The 19,519-nt window shown below is 35.0% G+C and carries 14 protein-coding genes; 8 read left to right on the forward strand and 6 right to left on the reverse strand.

Features of this window, described 5'->3' with window-relative positions:
- Positions 1 to 19: 19 nt before the first annotated feature.
- The 7 genes from IPZ78_RS01730 (at position 20) to IPZ78_RS01760 (ending at position 14,280) form a co-directional block, all read left to right on the forward strand.
- Complete coding sequence (locus IPZ78_RS01730) at positions 20 to 1,585, forward strand: fasciclin domain-containing protein (RefSeq protein ID WP_225551204.1); 1,566 nt, start codon at positions 20 to 22, stop codon at positions 1,583 to 1,585.
- 19 nt (positions 1,586 to 1,604) lie between these two features.
- Positions 1,605 to 4,703 (forward strand): SusC/RagA family TonB-linked outer membrane protein, encoded by a 3,099-nt coding sequence (locus IPZ78_RS01735; protein ID WP_225551205.1) that lies wholly within the window; start codon positions 1,605 to 1,607, stop codon positions 4,701 to 4,703.
- A gap of 11 nt (positions 4,704 to 4,714) precedes the next feature.
- Positions 4,715 to 6,337 (forward strand): RagB/SusD family nutrient uptake outer membrane protein, encoded by a 1,623-nt coding sequence (locus IPZ78_RS01740; protein ID WP_225551206.1) that lies wholly within the window; start codon positions 4,715 to 4,717, stop codon positions 6,335 to 6,337.
- Between the two features lie 202 nt (positions 6,338 to 6,539).
- The gene (locus IPZ78_RS01745; RefSeq protein WP_225551207.1) at positions 6,540 to 9,773 is read left to right on the forward strand and encodes a SusC/RagA family TonB-linked outer membrane protein; all 3,234 of its coding nucleotides are present in this window, start codon (positions 6,540 to 6,542) and stop codon (positions 9,771 to 9,773) included.
- Positions 9,774 to 9,784: 11 nt separating this feature from the next.
- On the forward strand, positions 9,785 to 11,593 hold the full coding sequence (locus IPZ78_RS01750) for a RagB/SusD family nutrient uptake outer membrane protein (protein WP_225551208.1): 1,809 nt from the start codon (positions 9,785 to 9,787) through the stop codon (positions 11,591 to 11,593).
- A gap of 6 nt (positions 11,594 to 11,599) precedes the next feature.
- Positions 11,600 to 13,120 carry a sialate O-acetylesterase gene (locus IPZ78_RS01755; RefSeq protein WP_225551209.1) on the forward strand — a complete coding sequence of 507 codons (1,521 nt, stop codon included), beginning with the start codon at positions 11,600 to 11,602 and terminating at the stop codon, positions 13,118 to 13,120.
- Positions 13,121 to 13,125: 5 nt separating this feature from the next.
- Positions 13,126 to 14,280: a glycoside hydrolase family 88/105 protein gene (locus IPZ78_RS01760; RefSeq protein ID WP_225551210.1), complete on the forward strand. Its 1,155-nt coding sequence runs from the start codon at positions 13,126 to 13,128 to the stop codon at positions 14,278 to 14,280.
- Between the two features lie 51 nt (positions 14,281 to 14,331).
- Here the strand turns inward: IPZ78_RS01760 and IPZ78_RS01765 are convergent, their stop codons facing one another.
- The 3 genes from IPZ78_RS01765 to IPZ78_RS01775 all read right to left on the reverse strand — a co-directional run bounded on the left by IPZ78_RS01765 (position 14,332) and on the right by IPZ78_RS01775 (position 16,525).
- On the reverse strand, positions 14,332 to 14,898 hold the full coding sequence (locus tag IPZ78_RS01765) for a DUF4136 domain-containing protein (RefSeq protein ID WP_225551211.1): 567 nt from the start codon (positions 14,896 to 14,898) through the stop codon (positions 14,332 to 14,334).
- A gap of 63 nt (positions 14,899 to 14,961) precedes the next feature.
- On the reverse strand, positions 14,962 to 15,753 hold the full coding sequence (nadE, locus tag IPZ78_RS01770; RefSeq protein WP_225551212.1) for an NAD(+) synthase: 792 nt from the start codon (positions 15,751 to 15,753) through the stop codon (positions 14,962 to 14,964).
- A 94-nt stretch (positions 15,754 to 15,847) separates the two neighbouring features.
- Positions 15,848 to 16,525 carry a porin family protein gene (locus IPZ78_RS01775; protein WP_225551213.1) on the reverse strand — a complete coding sequence of 226 codons (678 nt, stop codon included), beginning with the start codon at positions 16,523 to 16,525 and terminating at the stop codon, positions 15,848 to 15,850.
- Between the two features lie 47 nt (positions 16,526 to 16,572).
- Between IPZ78_RS01775 and gldB the strand changes: the two genes are divergently transcribed.
- The gene (gene gldB / locus IPZ78_RS01780; RefSeq protein WP_225551214.1) at positions 16,573 to 17,610 is read left to right on the forward strand and encodes a gliding motility lipoprotein GldB; all 1,038 of its coding nucleotides are present in this window, start codon (positions 16,573 to 16,575) and stop codon (positions 17,608 to 17,610) included.
- A 36-nt stretch (positions 17,611 to 17,646) separates the two neighbouring features.
- Here the strand turns inward: gldB and IPZ78_RS01785 are convergent, their stop codons facing one another.
- The 3 genes from IPZ78_RS01785 to IPZ78_RS01795 all read right to left on the reverse strand — a co-directional run bounded on the left by IPZ78_RS01785 (position 17,647) and on the right by IPZ78_RS01795 (position 19,507).
- Positions 17,647 to 18,228: an FKBP-type peptidyl-prolyl cis-trans isomerase gene (locus IPZ78_RS01785; RefSeq protein WP_225551215.1), complete on the reverse strand. Its 582-nt coding sequence runs from the start codon at positions 18,226 to 18,228 to the stop codon at positions 17,647 to 17,649.
- A 62-nt stretch (positions 18,229 to 18,290) separates the two neighbouring features.
- Positions 18,291 to 18,944 (reverse strand): FKBP-type peptidyl-prolyl cis-trans isomerase, encoded by a 654-nt coding sequence (locus IPZ78_RS01790; protein WP_225551216.1) that lies wholly within the window; start codon positions 18,942 to 18,944, stop codon positions 18,291 to 18,293.
- Positions 18,945 to 19,033: 89 nt separating this feature from the next.
- Positions 19,034 to 19,507: a thioredoxin family protein gene (locus IPZ78_RS01795; RefSeq protein WP_225551217.1), complete on the reverse strand. Its 474-nt coding sequence runs from the start codon at positions 19,505 to 19,507 to the stop codon at positions 19,034 to 19,036.
- Between the last annotated feature and the right edge of the window lie 12 nt (positions 19,508 to 19,519).

Below are 19,519 nucleotides of genomic sequence, written 5' to 3' on the forward strand. Positions count from 1 at the left end.
CTAGAAAAGAACATAAACTATGAAAAATATTATTTTGATATGGACTGCTATGATGATGTTCTTGATCATAGGCTGTCAAAAGAAATGGCCTGATCACTATAGTTTGGTTGAAAACAGTGATGTTAAATCGTCATTAACATTGCTTGAATACCTAAAAACTAAACCTGAATATTCCAAGTTCGTAGAAAAATTAGTTCAATATGGACTAGACAAGGAATTGACAAGAGATCAAACATTAACTGTTTGGGTAGTGAACAATGATCGAATGAATCAACTTGCATCTCTTGGTTATGAAGAAGAATATATCATGAAATTTCATATAAATAGTCTTGTTTTTGATGAAAATAAACTTAAAACAGGATTACGATTAATGACTCTAAATGGTAAATATCTTACTGTTGATATTAATCAAGATCAAGTCAGAGTAAGTGAAGGGATCATAGTAAAAGGGAATCAGTTATGTAAGAATGGTGTTATACATGAGATAGACAAACTCTTAAAACCTGATGTGAGTATTTATGATTATGTGTCATCACTAGATGACAGTCATTCCATTATTAGAGATACTATTCTTGCGATGAATGATACCATTTTTGATATCGCTAACAGTGTACCTATAGGTGTTGATAGAACTGGAAATACATTATACGATTCTGTATTTGTAATTAGTAATCCTATTTTTCAACGAGCTAATATTATATCTGAATTTGACAATGCGACTATGTTTTTACCGAGCAATGAGGTCATGAATGATTGCTTTCAAAATTTAGGACAATTGTATAGTCAGTTTGGAAAACAATTTTTGAAAGCTGATTCACAAATAGCTTACAGCTGGATAAAGGAAGCCATCTTTTATAATAAAGTAATTGAAGACTATGGAACTAGTGATATTACTTCTGCGTATGGTAGATTATGGAAGCCAAATGTGCAACAGGTGGATCCAAATTTTATGCGAATGAGTAATGGACGTATCTATAAAGTAAATAAATTAAAAATCCCAAATAACGTTCATATAAAAATGATCAAGCAGTTGTTTCATTATTATGAATATGTACCAGCAAATGAAAAGGAACAGCTATTTAAAGCGTATAATGTAACATCAATTGGACCTGTGGATAGAGATAATGTGAATTTTGCAACTCTTGGTTTTCGCTGGATATATAGAGTACTACAGTATATGGGGGATCGAAATGATGGAGAACCAGCAGCACTTGATTTTACAGCGATTATGTTGGAAACAACACCAACAGGTGAGACAAAGCACAAAGTGGTGGAAGTGCCGCCAGGAGAATATAATTTGTATTTAGGATTTAGAGCATCAGCTCATCCGTATGTAAACGTATATTTTAACGATGAATTAGTGCGAGGTGGTATCAATGTAAGCCAGTCAAATCCATGGAACTATGATAGAAATACAAATACAAGTCCTGCGAACTGGAACGGCTGGGGAGGCTTGGTCGGTATTGTGAAAGTAGAAGGAGACCAGATGTCATCCTTTAGAATAAAAATTGAGTATTCATCCGGAAATACTGAAACGTTACAACCGTACCATTGGACACTAGTTCCAACAGCTAATAATTATTAATGAAATTATGATATATCACATGAGAAATAATGCGAAATGCTTATATACAATAATTTTAACTGCAGTTTTCTTATTTGGATTATTACCAGTATATGGACAGTCTACAATTAAGGGAAGAGTAGTAAGCATTCATGATAAAAAGCCTATTCAATTCGCCGTAGTTTCAATTATAAATTCTAATCATAGTATTCAAACTAATGCCGAAGGTTCTTTTACATTTAATGATATTAAAGAAACACCCTCTAGCATTCGCGTGTGGAGTCCTGGATATTATGAAACCGTAGTTGATGTATTAGGACGATCAACGCTTGAAATCTTACTTATAGCAGAAGGAAAATCAAAATACGACAATATAATTGAGGGTACATTTTCTAAGAAAAATAATTCCTATATCAAAGATTATGATTTTAGATCTGGTGCTGTCAATTTGGAAAATTTATTAAATGGTGAATTTACAGGTCTTAGAGTAACCAATAAAAGTGGAATGGTCTCGGAAGGCGCAAGTATGAATTTTAGAGGAGTGCGTACGTTTGAAGCTGATAATTCTCCTTTGATCGTCCTAGATGGAATGCCCTACCTACCAGACAATACGAATTCGCCAATAATAGGCTCATATTCAAAAAGTGCACTTAATTTTTTGAATGTTGGAGATATTAAATCTGTACGCTTTTTGAAGGGTGCAGAGGCAGCTCAGTATGGATCATTAAGTTCAAATGGAGTGCTCTATGTGGAGACTTCTTCCGCTACGGATATGGAAACAGTAATTGAATTTAAGGGCAGCTATGGTATAGCACACAACTATGTCAAGATTCCTGTGCTAGGGGTTAGTGATTTCAAAAGCTATATAGGCAATGTCGGGATGACACAATATGATGACATGTCTTTGCTACTGAATCGGTTTCCTTTTTTAAGAGATGATCCAAATTATCATTACAACTACCTGTACAATAATAATACAGATTGGCAGGATTTAATTTATAGAAATGCATTTGTAACAGATAACCATTTGCGCGTAAAAGGGGGAGATGCTATTGCAAAGTATGACTTGTCGTTGGGTATTATGGATCAAAATGGTGCATTAGACAAAACGTCAAATACACGCTACAGTACACGCTTAAATTCTCAAATAGCATTTGGACCAAAATTTGATTTCAATGCTTCAGTAGGATTAAGCTATACAACTGCTCGTTTACAGGAACAAGGCTTGCTGAATGCTACTAATCCACTGATTTCTGCAATGCAACGAGCACCTGTTTTAGCGGCTTACAAAAAGGATAGTGATAATAATTTATTACCTGATTTTGATAACATTGGAACTTTTGGAGTAACTAATCCTATTGCTTTGCTGCATTCAGGAGATGTTTCATCAGATATGGTCGATATATTTTTGAATACACGTCTAACTTATAAATTATCTCAACATCTACACGTCAATGGAACATTTGGATTATTCTCTAACTATGTAAGACAAACGGTTTTTATTCCTGGGTTATCAAATAATACGGTAGTCCCACTGGAGAACGGTGTAGCGTTGAATACGGCACGTGCTGGAGCAGGAAGAAATAGTAATATTTACGTTGGGGGAAATTTGACTCATAATAAATTCCTAAATGTAGAAAATTGGAGATTTGGTGTGGGGGCAAAAGCACTTATTTCATCAGAAGAATATGATGCTGGACAGGGAAGAAACACGAGTTCGGATTTCTATCGCACATTAGCTTATGTAAATGCTGCTGGTCGGAAGTTTTGGGGTTATAATGAATCCTGGAATTGGTTAAATATGTATGCATTTTCATCTTACACTATTAAAAATCATATAGAAATTGACGCGACCTTAAATGTTGATGGTAGTTCTGTTTCGGGCAGTACGGCCGAACGATTTGGTATATTTCCTGCTGTGGATGTGTCATTTTTGCTACATAATTATGGAAATCTAAAGAATAGCCAATCCTTAAACAATCTAATCCTTAAGCTCGGATATGCAGATGTTGGGAATAGCCGCTTTTCATCAAAGATTGGTCAGTCCTATTATTCTAGTCAACTCTATAGACAACTGGGGGGGATTATTGTCGGAAATATTCCAAATTCGGATATCAGATGGGAAAAGAACCAAAATCTACAAGCGAATTTGATTTTTTCAGGTTTTAATCGTCGTGTGAATTTCAATCTTGGTTACTACTATAATATTTCATCAGATCTCCTTAATGTATTTCCAGTATCTCCAATAGCAGGTATTGATAAAGTCTATGTTAATGGCGGACAAATTAATAATCATGGTTTAGAAGCTGAGTTAGCATTATCGGTCTTGAGTACAGATGATTGGAGTATTGATCTTTCAGGTAATATTTCTCAAGTAAATAGTACGATTGAAAAACTTGTTGGAAACCAATCTTTAATATATAATCAAGAAGGTGGTGTTTTTCGAGTTAATGCTATAGGCTCATCTCCATATGCTTTTTATGGTCATGAATTTCAAGGGGTAATTGCGAGTCAATCTGCCGCATCAAGTTATAATTTAAAGGACTATAGAAATCAATCGTTTAACGCTGGGGATGCACTTTTCAATGATGTTAATAATGATGGTGTAATCGATAATGCAGATAAAATGGCTATAGGGAGCAATCTTCCTGATTTCTTCGGAGGAGCCTCATTGAGTGTGCGTTATAAGAATTTTGGCATTCAAGGTTATTTCAGTTTTACAAAAGGTAATATGATGTATAATGGTCTGCGTCGCAACTTAGAATCGCAAGATAATTATGGTAATCAAACTTTGGCAACTTTGAATAGATGGCAAACAGACGGACAAATTACCGATATTCCAAAGGTTCAATATGGTGATCCGATGGAAAATGGTAGATTCTCAAGTAGATGGATTGAAGATGCTTCGCATGTTCGTTTTGATAATCTAATAGCTTCATACAAATTAGGAAAAAGTAAGTATAAATTCTTATCAAATTCAGAATGGTATGTAGCGGGTGAAAATCTAATGACATGGTCTAATTATCTTGGTTTAGATCCAGTAACAGCATACAGTTCTCAGATTCAAGACTCTGGTCTTGATTACGGTAAAGTTGCATTACCGAGGACTTTTAGATTAGGTGTTAATATTAAATTATAGCAGACAATTTTATGAAACGATATATAGTACATTTTTTATTATTGGGGAGTATTGGGCTAGCTAGTTGTTCTAAATATTTTGATGTAAATACAAGAGATATGTTGTTGGATGACGACTATGTCAAAGAGACTAATGAATTGTATTCAGGATATATAGGTGTGGCTTCCAAGATGCAAGCTATCGCAGATCAAACTATATTTTTGAGTGATTTACGTTCCGATTTACTTGAGCCTACGCAGAATGCACCACAGGAATTGTGGGATATTTATAATTTTAAAGAGGCAAAGGGTAATGAATTTGCTAACCCCAGTGGATATTATGATTTGATTGTCAATGCGAATAATTATATCAGCAAGGTAGTAGCATATAAGAAGGCAAACCCAAAGGCAATAGAAGAATCTGATTACAGAGCGTTGCTTTCAGGTACAATTCGATTCAAAGTGTGGACATATTTTACCTTAGGTAAATTGTACGGAAAGGTTGCGTATTTTGATAATCCTAATTTGAAACTTTCTGATATTAATACTATTCCTACAGTAACTTTAGATGAACTGATTCCAAAACTACTCCAATTGATGGAGGTCGGTGTAGAAGGTGTGAATGGATTGTACGAAGCAAATTGGGCCAATATTTTATTTCCGGGTATCCCTACTAATCAGCAGGATTTGGTTTGGAATATGATTTGTCCATCACCATTGCCATTATTAATGGAACTACAACTTTGGGCAAAGCAATATGATAAAGTAGTTACGAATGGTATGAATTTTATTTATGATAATGGAAGTGCACGATATAAAATTAGTAGCGATGATTATAATGCAGAATGGGTTCAAGTTTTCACAAGAGATCCAATTACTAGAACTAGAGTTTTAATCAATATTGTGCCTTATGATTACGAACGTAATCAGACAAATCGTTTGATAAAATTCTTTTCGAATACAGCACCATCGGTATATTATTTAAGACCTACTGAAGTAGCCATGGATCGTTACAAGAGACAGGTTCGAGCAGATGGATTAACCCTGGGTGATTTGTATAGGGGGGAAAACTATACATATGTACTACAAAATGGAGATTGGGTTTTTCGTAAATATTCTAGGGATCGAGAGGCTGTCTCTGAAATTTATAAAAATAATGTTCATGTGACTCTTTATCGTGATGCGGATGTTCATTTCTTCGTGATAGAGGCACTTAATAATTTGGGTAAATTCAAAGAAGCTGAAGCATTGTTAAATGATGGAATTAGTACATATCAGGATTTGAATCCAAATAATTTGCAATATCCTTTCAGTGAGGCAGTTCAAGCTGCATCATTACGCAGAAATTGGGGTATTCGTCGTCGTGTAGCTATGAGTAATGTTTTTCCAAAAGATATTTCAAAAGCAGATTTGAAGACTCAACAAGATTCGACGAATTATAAAAAAGCATTGGATAAAGTGATTGTTGAAGAAACTTTGCTGGAAAGTGCTGGTGAGGCAAAAGCGTATTTTGCAATGATGAGAATTGCTAAACGATGGAGCGATAATTCGATAGTTGCAGATATTGTCTCTAAAAAATATGGTGCACGTGAACAAGAGATCAAAAATCGATTGATGAACGCAGATAACTGGTATATAGCATATCCATTGGATTAACGTAATTATGTTGTTACAACAATGATTTTTCTAAGGCATAATCAGATAGTTATCGATTATGCCTTACTTGTTCAGGATAGAACAGGATACTTGAAGTTTAGGTATTACTTAAATTGGTCGGAGATAGCCGTAAAGTTATTTTAATTGTTCCTTACACTATTTGTTTTAGTATAAGGATTATGCGATACCAATAAAGTAAACCATGATAAAATTTAGTTATTTGCAGATGCGAAGAAGTAGTTTGATTACTTTTTTTTCGTTTTTTCTCCTTTTCCAGAGTTTTGCTCAAGAGATCCGAAAAGGAATTGTTGTTGATGAAACAAATAACCCTATAGCTGGGGTCAGCGTACAGGTTCAATCATCAAATAAAAAATCACAAACCGATAACTCTGGTCAATTTAGTCTTGGCGCAAAAATCGGTGAAACCTTAGTTTTTACGTTTGTCGGGTACAATACACAGACAATCAAAATTTCCAATAATGATGCTATTAGAATAGTATTATCTAGTGTAGAAGAAAGCTTGGATGAGGTTGTCGTGATTGGATATGGTACAGCGCGTAAACGTGATTTGACGGGGGCTGTTAGTTCGATCAAGGGTAATGAAATTAAAGATGTGCCTGTAACAACGGTGGCTCAGGCCCTTACAGGTAAAGTCTCCGGTGTAAGCGTTGTTACGCAAAGCGGTGCGCCAGGTGCACCTATTAATATTACAGTACGTGGGGCGACATCTATTACGGGTGATACAAATCCATTGTATATAGTTGATGGATTTGAGATGCCAAACGCCCTTTCTATTATCGATGTGAATGATATCGAAAGTATTGACGTTTTGAAAGATGCGTCGGCTTCGGCAATATACGGTTCTCGGGGTGCAAATGGTGTCATTCTTATTACGACTAAATCCGCTAAATCAGGTAAAACAATAGTTGATTACAATGGTTATGCGAGTTTTGAAGGCCTATCGAAGAAATTAGATTTATTAAATACAGAAGACTTTGTTAAATATCAATATGAACTCCTTTCTTTAGCTGGGCGTCAGACACATTTTGCAAATCTGTACGGAGGCGATGCGACTTCTCCAAATTTTGGTTCTACAGTATATAGTATGATTAATGAAAAATATGCTAGTGATCCTGGACTTGATTGGCAAGAAGAAGTTTTTGGAGGAACTGCTGTATTACAAAATCATAATGTAAATGTAAGTGGTGGAACAGACAAAACTAAACTTATGTTTTCGTATAATAATGTAGGTCAAGATGGTATTTTGGCAAAATCTGGCTACCAACGTAACAGTGTACGTGCTAAATTGAATCATCAGTTGGCACAAGGTGTTTCGTTGGATGTAAACTCATTCTTTCAAGATGCTAAAACTCAAGGAGGAGGTTCATTAGGAGGGATGCTAAAAATGTCAATTCTACAACCTAGAACTGGAGGTCTTCGCTTTACAAATGAGGAATTATTGACAACAGATATTGCTGAAGAAATGCAAATGTTGGATTCGCAATATGATATATACAATCCTATTATTGTCAATGATGCGGTAAGCAGAAATAGAGCTAACCGAACAGCAAATATTAATGCTGGTCTTACAGTTAAATTTTTAGAAGATTTTACTTTCCGTACATCTGGCTCTTACCAATGGACACAGACACGTTCAGACTTTTTTGATGATGGCCGCACTATTCAGGCAAGAAATAATAAAGGCCCTTATGGTTCTGTCGGAAATGCAGAAGCAAAGCAATGGCAAATCAGTAGCACACTTTCTTGGAATAAGACCTTTGGTAACCACAATCTAAATTTAATGGGTGGTCATGAGGTTTTGTCTTCGAATGGTTCGGGTATTGATCATACCTATTATGGTTTTCCTACTAGTAATTTTGGGCTGAAGGATGTTTCCTTAGCGGATCGTGTAGAGCGTGCAGAGACTTCAATCTCTCGTTATGGATTAGTATCTGGTTTTGCGAGGGCTCTATACAATTATGACGATAGATACCTTTTGACAGCAACAATGCGTGCGGATGGTGTGTCTAGATTTATAAAAGGGAGTCAATGGGGTAGCTTCCCATCTGCATCAGCAGCTTGGAACATTCACAAAGAATCTTTCATGGAAGACAATACCTTCTTTGATCAATTGAAATTGAGAGTCGGTTACGGTACGACAGGTAATGAAAAGATTAACGACAATGCGTTTTATACGGTATACAGTTCAGTAGTTGTTGGAAACAACAACCAAGAAGGTGTTGGGCTAGCACCAGGTAATACTTTAGGAAACCCCGCTTTAGTGTGGGAAAAAACCAAAACGTCTAATATCGCATTGGATTTAGCTTTTTTCAATAATAGAGTGAATCTATCTGCAGATTTTTATGTGAATAAGTCAGAAAATCTTTTGATGAAAGCCACAATCCCGACCTCTACAGGATATACTTTTCAGTTCCAAAATGTAGCTGCATTACAGAATAGGGGTATGGAGTTTGTCTTGCGAACAAATAATATTCGCAAAGAAAGTTTTCAATGGAATTCAAACTTTAATGTATCATTTAATCGCGCTAAGATCCAAGATTTGTTTGGCTCTGCTGGATCAGATTATATGTTAACTAACGAAAGCTCTAGAATTGATTTTATTTCTAGAGTTGGTGAAACGGTAGGATTATTTTATGGTTACAAATACGATGGTGTTTACACAACGGATGATTTTACACAAAACTCAGATGGATCATATATTTTAAAAGCTGGTGTTGCCTCTTTAAAGGGAGCTAATCGTACTTCAGTTAAGCCTGGTGATGTGAAGTACCAAACAATAAATGGTGATACAGATGCGAATGGTAATCCTGTATGGTCAACAGCTGATCGTGGTGTGATTGGTAACCCTGAGCCTAAATTCTTTGGTGGTTTTGCGAATGAATTTGTTTACAAAAATTTCGATTTAAACATTTTCTTGAATTTTGTATATGGCAATAAGGCTTTCAATATGAATACTCAAAGATATATGGGACCTTATTTACCCAATCAAAATTCGTTATCAAACATGGCTAATCGCTTCACGCTAATTGATCCAAATACTGGTTTAGAAACGAAAGATTTAAATAGACTTGCCGAGTTAAATCCTAATCAACATGACAAAGATCAAATATGGAGCTTGAACTCGACTAATAAAATTGCAATTACCGATGCTTTAGATTATTATCTTGAGGATGCATCTTTCCTTCGTGTTAACAATATCACATTAGGTTATACACTGCCAACAGAACTTTCAAAAAAAGCATTTGTAAGCAAATTACGTGTATATATGACATTGAATAACATTCATACGTTTACAAATTATTCTGGATATGATCCTGAAGTTGCTTCATCTTCATCTTTGTTAACTAGAGGAGTAGATAACTCGGCTTATCCAAGAGCGAAAAGTGTAGTGGCAGGTATTAATCTAACATTTTAATCCAATTATTTATGAAGAAGCTAATTTTTATATACGGTGCTAGTTTAACATTGATGTTATCATCATGCGAGAAGTTTTTGGATTTACCCCCACAAAACGGATACAATAGTGAAAATATATTTGATCAAGTATCACGTGCTGAGATGGCGTTGGAAGGAGCTTATACAAGTACTTTTTCGAATGAATTATATTACCAATTTGGGATGGGTACGGATGAATGTATTTCTATAGAAAGCGAGACTAATTCCAAAAATCAGGTCTCCAACTATGTGTATAATCCAGCGACTAGCCCTACTTCTACATATACATCAATGTATTCGGGTGTAGAGCAGGTGAATGTGCTTATTAAGGGAATTGAAGGGAAAACTAATGTTGCGGACAATGAACGAGCGCAATGGAATCAAATATTAGGAGAAGCATATGCAATTCGCGCTAAGAATATGTTGAACGTAGTACGTTTCTTTGGGGATGTTCCATATCCACGAATTCCTGTAGTAGATGCAGGCACTTTTACAGCTTCACGTGTTAGTCGTGATACTATTTTAGATGGATGTGTTTCTGATTTGCAAAAGGCAATTGAATTATTGCCTTGGAAGAGTGAAAGTACAAACTCAATTGAACGATTTAATAAAAACTCAGCCTACGGCATTTTGGCTCGTGTAGCATTGTATGCTGCAGGATATTCTCTGCGTTGGGATTTGGAAACATATTCTCCTGCTAGTGTTAAGTTAGGTCAGCGTACGGATCAGGCTCGTGTCAAAGAATTATACAAAATAGCAAGAGATGCTGCAAAAGCTGTAATTGATAGAGGAGAAAATGACTTGATTGATTACGAAACTGTATTTAGAGATGTTGTAAATGGCAAGTATAATAAGGAGTCAATGTTAGAATATGCGCAAAAAGGACTAAATAGAAATAATGCACAGGTAGGCTATACGAATGGATTTTTTGCACATCAAAATTCTTTTTATGCTAAAGCAGCTCCGCAAATGATTGCTTTGCCTTCCTATTATTTTGAATTTGAAGAAGGTGACAAACGCCGAGATGTAGCTATAGCGAATTATTCTGTTTCTGCAACGAGCCAATACCACATGAATACGTACTCAGGAAATACTATTGGAAAATTTCGTGTGAATTGGAAATCTGAAACTGGTCCAGCTGTGAATAGAAGAGACATCAATTGGATCGAATTGCGTTTTTCTGATATTTTGTTAATGTTTGCTGAGGCGGATAATGAATTTAATAATGCACCATCGCAAGATGCTAAAGATGCTTTGAAAAGAGTTCGTTTGAGAGCATTCAAAGGAGATGCATCCAAAGTGGGTACTATTGCTTCATCATATCAAGACTTTCGCAATGCAATCATTCAAGAGCGCAAATTGGAATTAGGCTTTGAAGGATGGAGACGTACAGATCTTATTCGTTGGGGTATATTAGCCGAGAAATTAGCAGCCTCAAAACAAGAGGTAATGGATCTAGCTACTCGCACAGGACGATATGCAAATGCAGATTTGTACAGAGCGTATAAGCGTACCGACGCTAAGGTCTTTTTAGATCCAAAAGTTGCTTTGGAATTCGTCAGCTTTAAGTCTGAGCCAACATCACTAGAGAGATCATCTTTCATTTCCCAAGGTTATACTATTATTCGCATGCACAGTAATGAGTCATTAAGCTATGCCAATGAGTTAACAGCCTCTGCTGTTTGGGTGAAGAATATCTTCAGAGGTTTGGAAAAAAATAAGTCGGAATTATTTCCTTTAAATACATCTTTTATTGACAATAATCCAGGCCTAAGAGGTCAACAGCATCCTTTATATTAGTAAAATATGAAAGGCATTAAATTAAAATTCATCTTCAGTTTTATTTTCTTAAGCTTTAGCTTGGCATTATTTGCCGGGCTAAGGCTTCCTTCAGTTTTATCAAATAATCTTGTTTTACAGCAAGATACATTAGTCAAAATATGGGGTTGGGGTAAGGCTGGAGCTATAGTTAAAATAGTGCCTTCATGGTCCAAAGAGACTTATCAAGCAAAAGTTAGTGCTGATGGAAAATGGAATTTATCTTTAAAAACAACTAAGACGTCTTCTAAAGCTCAGCAGATTTCCATTACAAGTGATGATAAACTTATTATAATCCAAAATATCCTTATAGGTGAAGTTTGGTTAGCTTCAGGGCAATCTAATATGGATTTTCCCATGGCTAAATCCACAGGTTGGCGTACAGGTGTACCAAATGCGGATGAAGATATTAAGAAAGCAAATTACCCTGAAATTCGAATTTTTCATGTCAAACAAAGTTTATCTCCTTTCGTAGAATTGGAAGATTGCGGTGGAGAGTGGAAGATTTTGACGCCTGATAATGTAAAATCATTTTCTGCAATTGCTTATTATTTTGGAGAAGAGTTATTCAAAAATCTAAAAAATCCAGTTGGATTGATTCAATCAACTTGGGGAGGTACGCAAGCTGAAGCTTGGACTCCAAAATCATATATGTCCCAGAATACTTTGTATAAGCAATTGTATACACATCAAGAGGAGCTTTTTAATAATTATAAGAAGGATTCTTTAGCTTATACTGTTACTTTGGATAATTACGAAAAAAATAAAGTTAATGATCCTAAAATTACTAAACCTAAGGTTCCCAAAAATCCGAATAATAATCAGGCTCTGTCTACATTATGGATTGCCATGATTCGCCCGTTAGTTCCATATACAATCAAAGGTGTTATTTGGTATCAAGGTGAATCAAATAATGTACGTGCAAGTGATTATTTTAATGTGTTTTCAAATATGATTCTAGCTTGGCGAAGTGAGTGGAGGCAAGGAAACATTCCGTTTTATTTTGTTCAAATTGCACCCCACTATAAGCAATCTCCAGAACTTAGAGAGGCGCAGTTGCAAACATATGCCCAAATTAGAAATACAGGGATAGTTGTAATCACAGATGTAGGCGATTCAACGGATATTCATCCTAGAGATAAAAAAACACCAGCTCTACGGTTGGCAAAATGGGCGTTGGCAGAACAATATGGATTCAAAATACAGAAAGCTGGCCCTATCTTTAGCAATGTTAATTTTGAAAAGGACAAGGCAGCGGTTGAGTTTCAACATGTAGGTGATGGTTTATATTGTTCAGGTAATGAAATCAAGGGTTTTGAAATTGCAGGAGTTAATGGTGTGTATTTCAAAGCAACTGCTCATATTATCAAAGACAAAGTTGTAGTTAATGCTGTACAAGTTCTAGAACCGAAGTATGTACGATATGGATGGGGCAATTTTTTCCAGGTAAATCTATTTAATAGAGCAGGTTTACCAGCTTCTCCTTTTAGATCATCTATTCAATTTTAAATTATATGCGATTTATAATAGTATTACTTAGTATATTATTCATTGGCCAATCCTGTTTTGCTCAAAAGCTATATCAGCGTTTTGCGGATGCTGAGATGAAGAGATTTCCTGAAGCGTGGCAATTAGATCATGGTAAAAGACTATATTTCGGTTATGGACAGGGATTAGCTTGTTTAGCTATGTTAAAAGTTTGGGAAGCGACCCAAGACCAAAAGTATTTTGATTATGTCGAGAAATGGGCTGATACTGTAATTCGTAATGATGGTAACATTCATTTATATAAGCTCGAAACGTATAATATTGATTATATCAATCCGGGAAAAATTTTGTTTCCATTATATGAAAAAACTAAAAAGGAAAAATATAAAATCGCTATAGAAACCCTTATGGGTCAGCTTAAATGGCATCCACGTACCCATGAAGGAGGGTATTGGCATAAGTTAATCTATCCGCATCAAATCTGGCTAGATGGAGTCTATATGGCAGCTCCTTTCGTTGCACAATATGGTCAATTTACTGGAGATACCCAATATTACGATGATGCAGTGAATCATGTATTGTTAACGGCTAAGCATACTTTCGATGTCAAATCAGGTTTGTATTATCACGCGTGGGATGAAAGTAAAAATCAAATGTGGGCAAATAAAACCACAGGTCAATCACCTAACTTTTGGGGAAGAAGTATTGGCTGGTATTTTATGGCGATGTTGGATGTGTTAGATTATATTCCAGAAAATCATAAAGGTCGTGCAGAGATTGTTCAATTAATTCAAAATTTAGCTGCGTCCTTGCAGAAATATCAAGATAAGGATGGCTTATGGTGGCAAGTAATAGATAAACAAAGAGCCCCAAAAAATTACCAAGAAGCATCTGTCAATGCTATGTTTCTTTACAGTTATGCTAAAGCTATGAACAAGGGGTATATCGGTAAGGATTACGAAAAACTAACGAATAAACTTCTGAAGGGGATACAAAATAAACTATTGATAAAGGATGTCGGCAATACGCTTACATTGATTCAATGTAATGCTGTAGCAGGATTAGGGGGTACACCGTATCGTGATGGCGGTTATGAATATTATGTTAATGAACGAATCCGTGAAAATGATGCTAAAGCAAATGGTCCGTTTATTATGGGATGTATAGAATTTAACAAATAATTGTTTGTGTAGAAAGATAAAATAGAATAAGCTCCATAATTGGAGCTTATTCTATTTTATCTTTAATGGATATTGTTTCATGATACCTTCAATCAATTTTGGTAATCCATTGATTGCTTTTTCAGGATTGTCTACTTCGTGAGTTCCTCGAGCTTGCCACACCACGCTTTTCGCATTTCGATCTATAGCTTCCAGTATAATATGTCCATAACGAATTCTTTCTTTTCCGATAGGATAGGAAGGTGAGTACATCCCATAGAATCCCCAAGGCCTATACCAGCCCCATGGGCCTCCCCAACCATAATGATGGGATCCATATACCATTCTACTCTTGTTATTGACGATAGCAACGTAGCGAAATAGAATATCAGGATTGTCTTTTGTATAGGTTAACCCCCTTCTTTCTATTTCTTGATTGGCTGTAGACATAATATTGTCTTTAGCTATATCATTGTTGAAATAATCTTTTGATAAGGAATCAACAGGAGGTAACCATCCATACGTTTTATATTGACCGAAGTCTAAATTTTGTTTACGCGTAGTATGATACCTATTGGATGAACAAGAAGTCATCACAAGGATAGCAAAAGCCGATAATATTAAACTTAAATTTTTCATGATAATACCCACTTATATTCTATATGACCGTGCTTTAAGAAAAAGGTTTAATTTATTTTTTAATTATCTCCATTCCTCAGGTATATCGCACACCGGAATAGGTTGAATTTTATGTTGAGCAGCTTTGTGCATGCGGTCAAATATCTTGTATACCTCCAAATCTCTTCCGCTATAGTCGCTCTCGGATTTAGTGCTGTATTCTTTTTGTATTTTTTCAAGTTCTGGATATGTGGCTCCGATTTGTTGCTCGTCTGTTCGCTCAGCATCCCAAAGTCCATCTGTTGGAATTGCATTTTTGATGCTTTCAGGCAGATCAAGTGCCCTAGCTAATGCGTAGACTTCTGTTTTATAAAGATCTGCTATCGGTGATAGATCTACGCCTCCATCTCCATATTTAGTGTAGAACCCAATACCAAAGTCTTCTACTTTATTACCCGTTCCACATACTAATAATGAGTTGATTTGTCCATAATAATAAAGTGACACCATACGTAAGCGTGATCGGGTGTTGGCTAATGCTAAATCTCTATTGGGAATGTTGTTGTCTTGGGTTGCATTGAAGATGTTGGTCAATTCGTCGAATGCAGACGTTAAATCTATATTAATTCCCTTTACATTAGAAAATTTAGCCTTCAAGTATTCAATATGTTCTGAAGCACGGTCAACTTGGTCAGTTTTTTGGCGAATAGGCATCTGCAAGACTAATACTTCTAAGCCAGTCATCGCGCAAAGTGTAGAAACAACACCTGAGTCAACGCCACCAGATACGCCTACGACAAATCCTTTAACTCTTGCTTTTTGAGCATAATCTTTCAACCAAGTAACTATTCTATCTATAATTTTTTCTGTTTGCATAATAGGGATTTTATCAAATAAAACGAGGTTAATACGAATTTAAAGATAGAATTCGTATTAACCTCGTTTTATTGTAAATTTTTATAGGTTTTCGTTAAAAGAATATACCTAAATTAAGTGCTACAAAAGATGATTTTGGTTTACCTTCTTTAATAGCTCTTGTGAAACCATTATTAAAAGTTAACCCTGTCATTAAACCTAAATTATCTGACAGTTTCCACTCTTTACCGCCACCCAATTGTAGTCCTAAGCGGAAGATATCATCACCGTCGATAGCCGTTTTTTTGCTGGCTCCAGCTAATTTTTCTTTACCTGATACTTTAAATCCCGCTGTGAAACCGAATTGACCATAGAATCTTCCTGTTTCATTTTCTTCACTTTTTAATTTGATAGTCAAAGGTATATCTACATATTGCAAACGAATACTTTCTCTATCAATGCCAGATTTATCAATGCCTGAAGCTGGGAAGTCTACTTTTGATGAAATTGAATTTACTAATAGACCCGTAGAGAAGTAATAATTTTTAGCAAAACCCAAATCTGCGATTAATCCATATGAAAAACCAACTTTAGAACTTGCGTCATAGTCATCATCATAACGTAACCAACCTATGTTAGGGTTAATAGAAAGACCTAGACGGAAGTTCTTTTCTTCACCGTAGTTATTGCTGTTTGATTGAGTGTAATAATCTTGAGCATTCGCTTGAAAAGTAAAAAACAATGTAGCAAGGGTTGCTAACGTTTTTAAGGTAGTTTTAGTAAAATTTATCATACTTATAATTTTAGTGTTAAATTTATGACCATAACTTCGTATTACTGATGAAATTAAAGCCACTACAAAAGTATTTCTTTTTTTTAATACTTACTGTATCATCTTGTCGTGAAAATGCTACAATAAACCGTCCTGATGTATCGGATGTAGATGTAAATATACAAATAGAGCGATTTGATAGAGCATTCGCTTCGACTAAACTAAACGACATACCTGCACAACATAAGCTTTATGAAGGTCAGTATGGTGGTTTTTATAAGAATTATATTGAAGACATGCTTCAGATTGGAAGTCTGGCTGATAGTAATCTGGTGTATGAAAATTTGGTTAGCATTATTAGACAAAAGGATTTTGTAGATCTCAATAAAGCTGTCAATAGGGTGTATCCAGATATGAACAAGTATAACGACGAACTCTCCAATGCTTTTCAATACATTAAATATTACTTTCCTCAATATAATATACCGAGATTTATTTCTTATGTAAGTGGATTTGCTTATCAAACTCCGATAGGAGAGAATTATGTAGGTATTGGGCTAGATATGTTTTTAGGAGCTGATTCGGAATTCTATCCTGCACTCGTAAAATCAATACCAATGTATATTTCTAGGCGATTTACTCCAGAAAATATTACACCGAGAGTAGTAGAGGCTGTCCTACGAGAAGATTTATACTCAATTCCCGATAGTATGCATACTGCTTTGCAACACATGGTTTATAGTGGTAAGATATTATATGCAATGGATTTGATGTTGGAAAATGTAGCCGATGAATTGAAAATAGGATATTCTAAAGAGCAGCTATCATGGGCCAAAAAGTATGAGTCAGATGTTTGGAAGTGGTTTTTGCAAGAAGGTCTTTTATACAATACAGATTTGAATAGAATACAAAAATATTTTATTGATGCTCCATTTACGCCAGAATTGGGTGAAAATAATGAATCTGCGCCGAAGTTGGGTTCCTATATAGGTTGGATGATGGTACGAAAGTATATGGATAGAAATCCAGAAATAAATTTAAATGAGCTATTAAAGAATACTGATGCCCAACAGATTTTGGAAGAGTCAAAATATAAAGGTAAATAAACAAAGAAGCCAATCAAATTTGATTGGCTTCTTTGTTTATTTTATGTTTATAACTTCTATTTCGAAGAAAAGTGGAGAATTTGCGGGTATTTTACCAGCTGCACGATTGCCATATGCATAATAAGATGGCGTTACTATACGTATTTTACTTCCTTTTTGAAGTCCTTTTGTAGTTAAACCACCAAATGAAATTGCACCAACACTCTTAGGGACAAATGCAATTTGCCAAGCAGAAATTAATCCGCCTAAATTACTTATAAAACCTGCTTCAGTTTGATTTGAGTCAAAAATAGAATTATCAGTTATTAATTTACCTACATACTTAACAGTAATAGTTGGCATGCGTAGTGTTTTAACAGCTTGACCATAATAATTTATAGTATCTACAACTTTGTATTCGTAACTGTCAGGTGTGCCTGGATTAACAATTTCATACCATATACCAGTAGTATCACCCGAATAAATCATATTTGGGTAATTGGTATTCGCATATGTTTTAATTTGCGGCTGTTCTAGATCGAATTGAGCAATAGGGTCAAATAATACCTCATCCTTGGCGCATGAAAGGAAAAAGATGGAAGATATAATCAGGTAGTATATTGGTCTTAATAAATTCATAACCCAAAAATATAAAAATTAAGGTAATAAATTGTGAATTTATTACCTTAATTTTTTGTTTATTATTGAATTTCTAGTACTTCAAATTCGTAAACAAGAGGTGAGTTTGCTGGAATATCACCTACTTTAGTTCCTCCAAACGCCCATAGAGAAGGGGTGATAACTCTGATTTTACTTCCTTTTTTCAAACCATCTTTTGTCAAGCCTCCTAATCCATGGATCTTTACATCAATTGCGTTAAACTTAACCGTATAAGGAAAGAATGCGAAATGCCAAGCTTGATTAAATAAGTTGTTGCTATTGCTTGAAAATGAATACTGACCTCCTTGCAAATCAGACTGCACTACAGTTCCATTTAATAATTTAGCAGTATACTTAAGTTTTAAAGTTGGAACAGTTAATTGTTGACTGCTGGTAGCTTTATATTCATACGTATTATCTGTCGGTTGAGATAAGATCTCATACCAAATTCCCCTTTTCGCTGTCTTTTTAGATAAATAAGAATATTTTATTGATACAGTATCTTCTATTGGATTATCAAAGTGTTCATCGACATAGTTTTCGATTTTTAGTTTTTCAGCAGATAAAAGAGAATCTACAGCTTGCTCTTGTTGCTTATAGTATTCTTCGTAATCAAAATCGTCGGATTTATTACATGCTGTAAATGTTGTTGCTAATAGTGCTGCTACAGAAAGTATGCTAAATAAGTATTTCATAAAAATTTTGAATAGTTTATAGGATTAAACGATGGTATTTCGATTTTGCTACAATACTACTCGAAATTTTTAATAATGTAATAAAAGATTTATAAACTATATGCTATAGCGTCCAATAGATCATTTATTTGATCTGGTTTTAATAAGCTGTTTTGTTTGAATATTGGATTGAATTCTTTATCTACTAATATCCAAGATGGATATGAAATCTGAGAGCTTTTGTTTAATGCTGATGCCAATTCATGTGTGCCAACATTTAGCCCGCTGGGCTTGAAACTATACTCTTTTCCTTGGTAAGTAATTTTATCTTTTCTTTCTGCATCAAATTCTATAAAATATAATTTGTCAGAAAGGTCTTTGAATTTTTGATTTTTACGTATTTGTTTCTTTTGGAGTGCGCAATATTTACACCAATCTGTAGTCAGTAGGAAAAGTATTGGTCTAGGACTTTTGAGCATGAGACTATCAATATGCTCAATGCTATCAGGAATAATTTGTGCATGGCTATTTTGCCATGCACAAATACCTATGGTAATTAGTAGAAATCGAACTATTCTTTTCATTTCCATAAGTTT

This window comes from Sphingobacterium bovistauri (assembly GCF_020295405.1).
GTDB lineage: Bacteria > Bacteroidota > Bacteroidia > Sphingobacteriales > Sphingobacteriaceae > Sphingobacterium > Sphingobacterium bovistauri.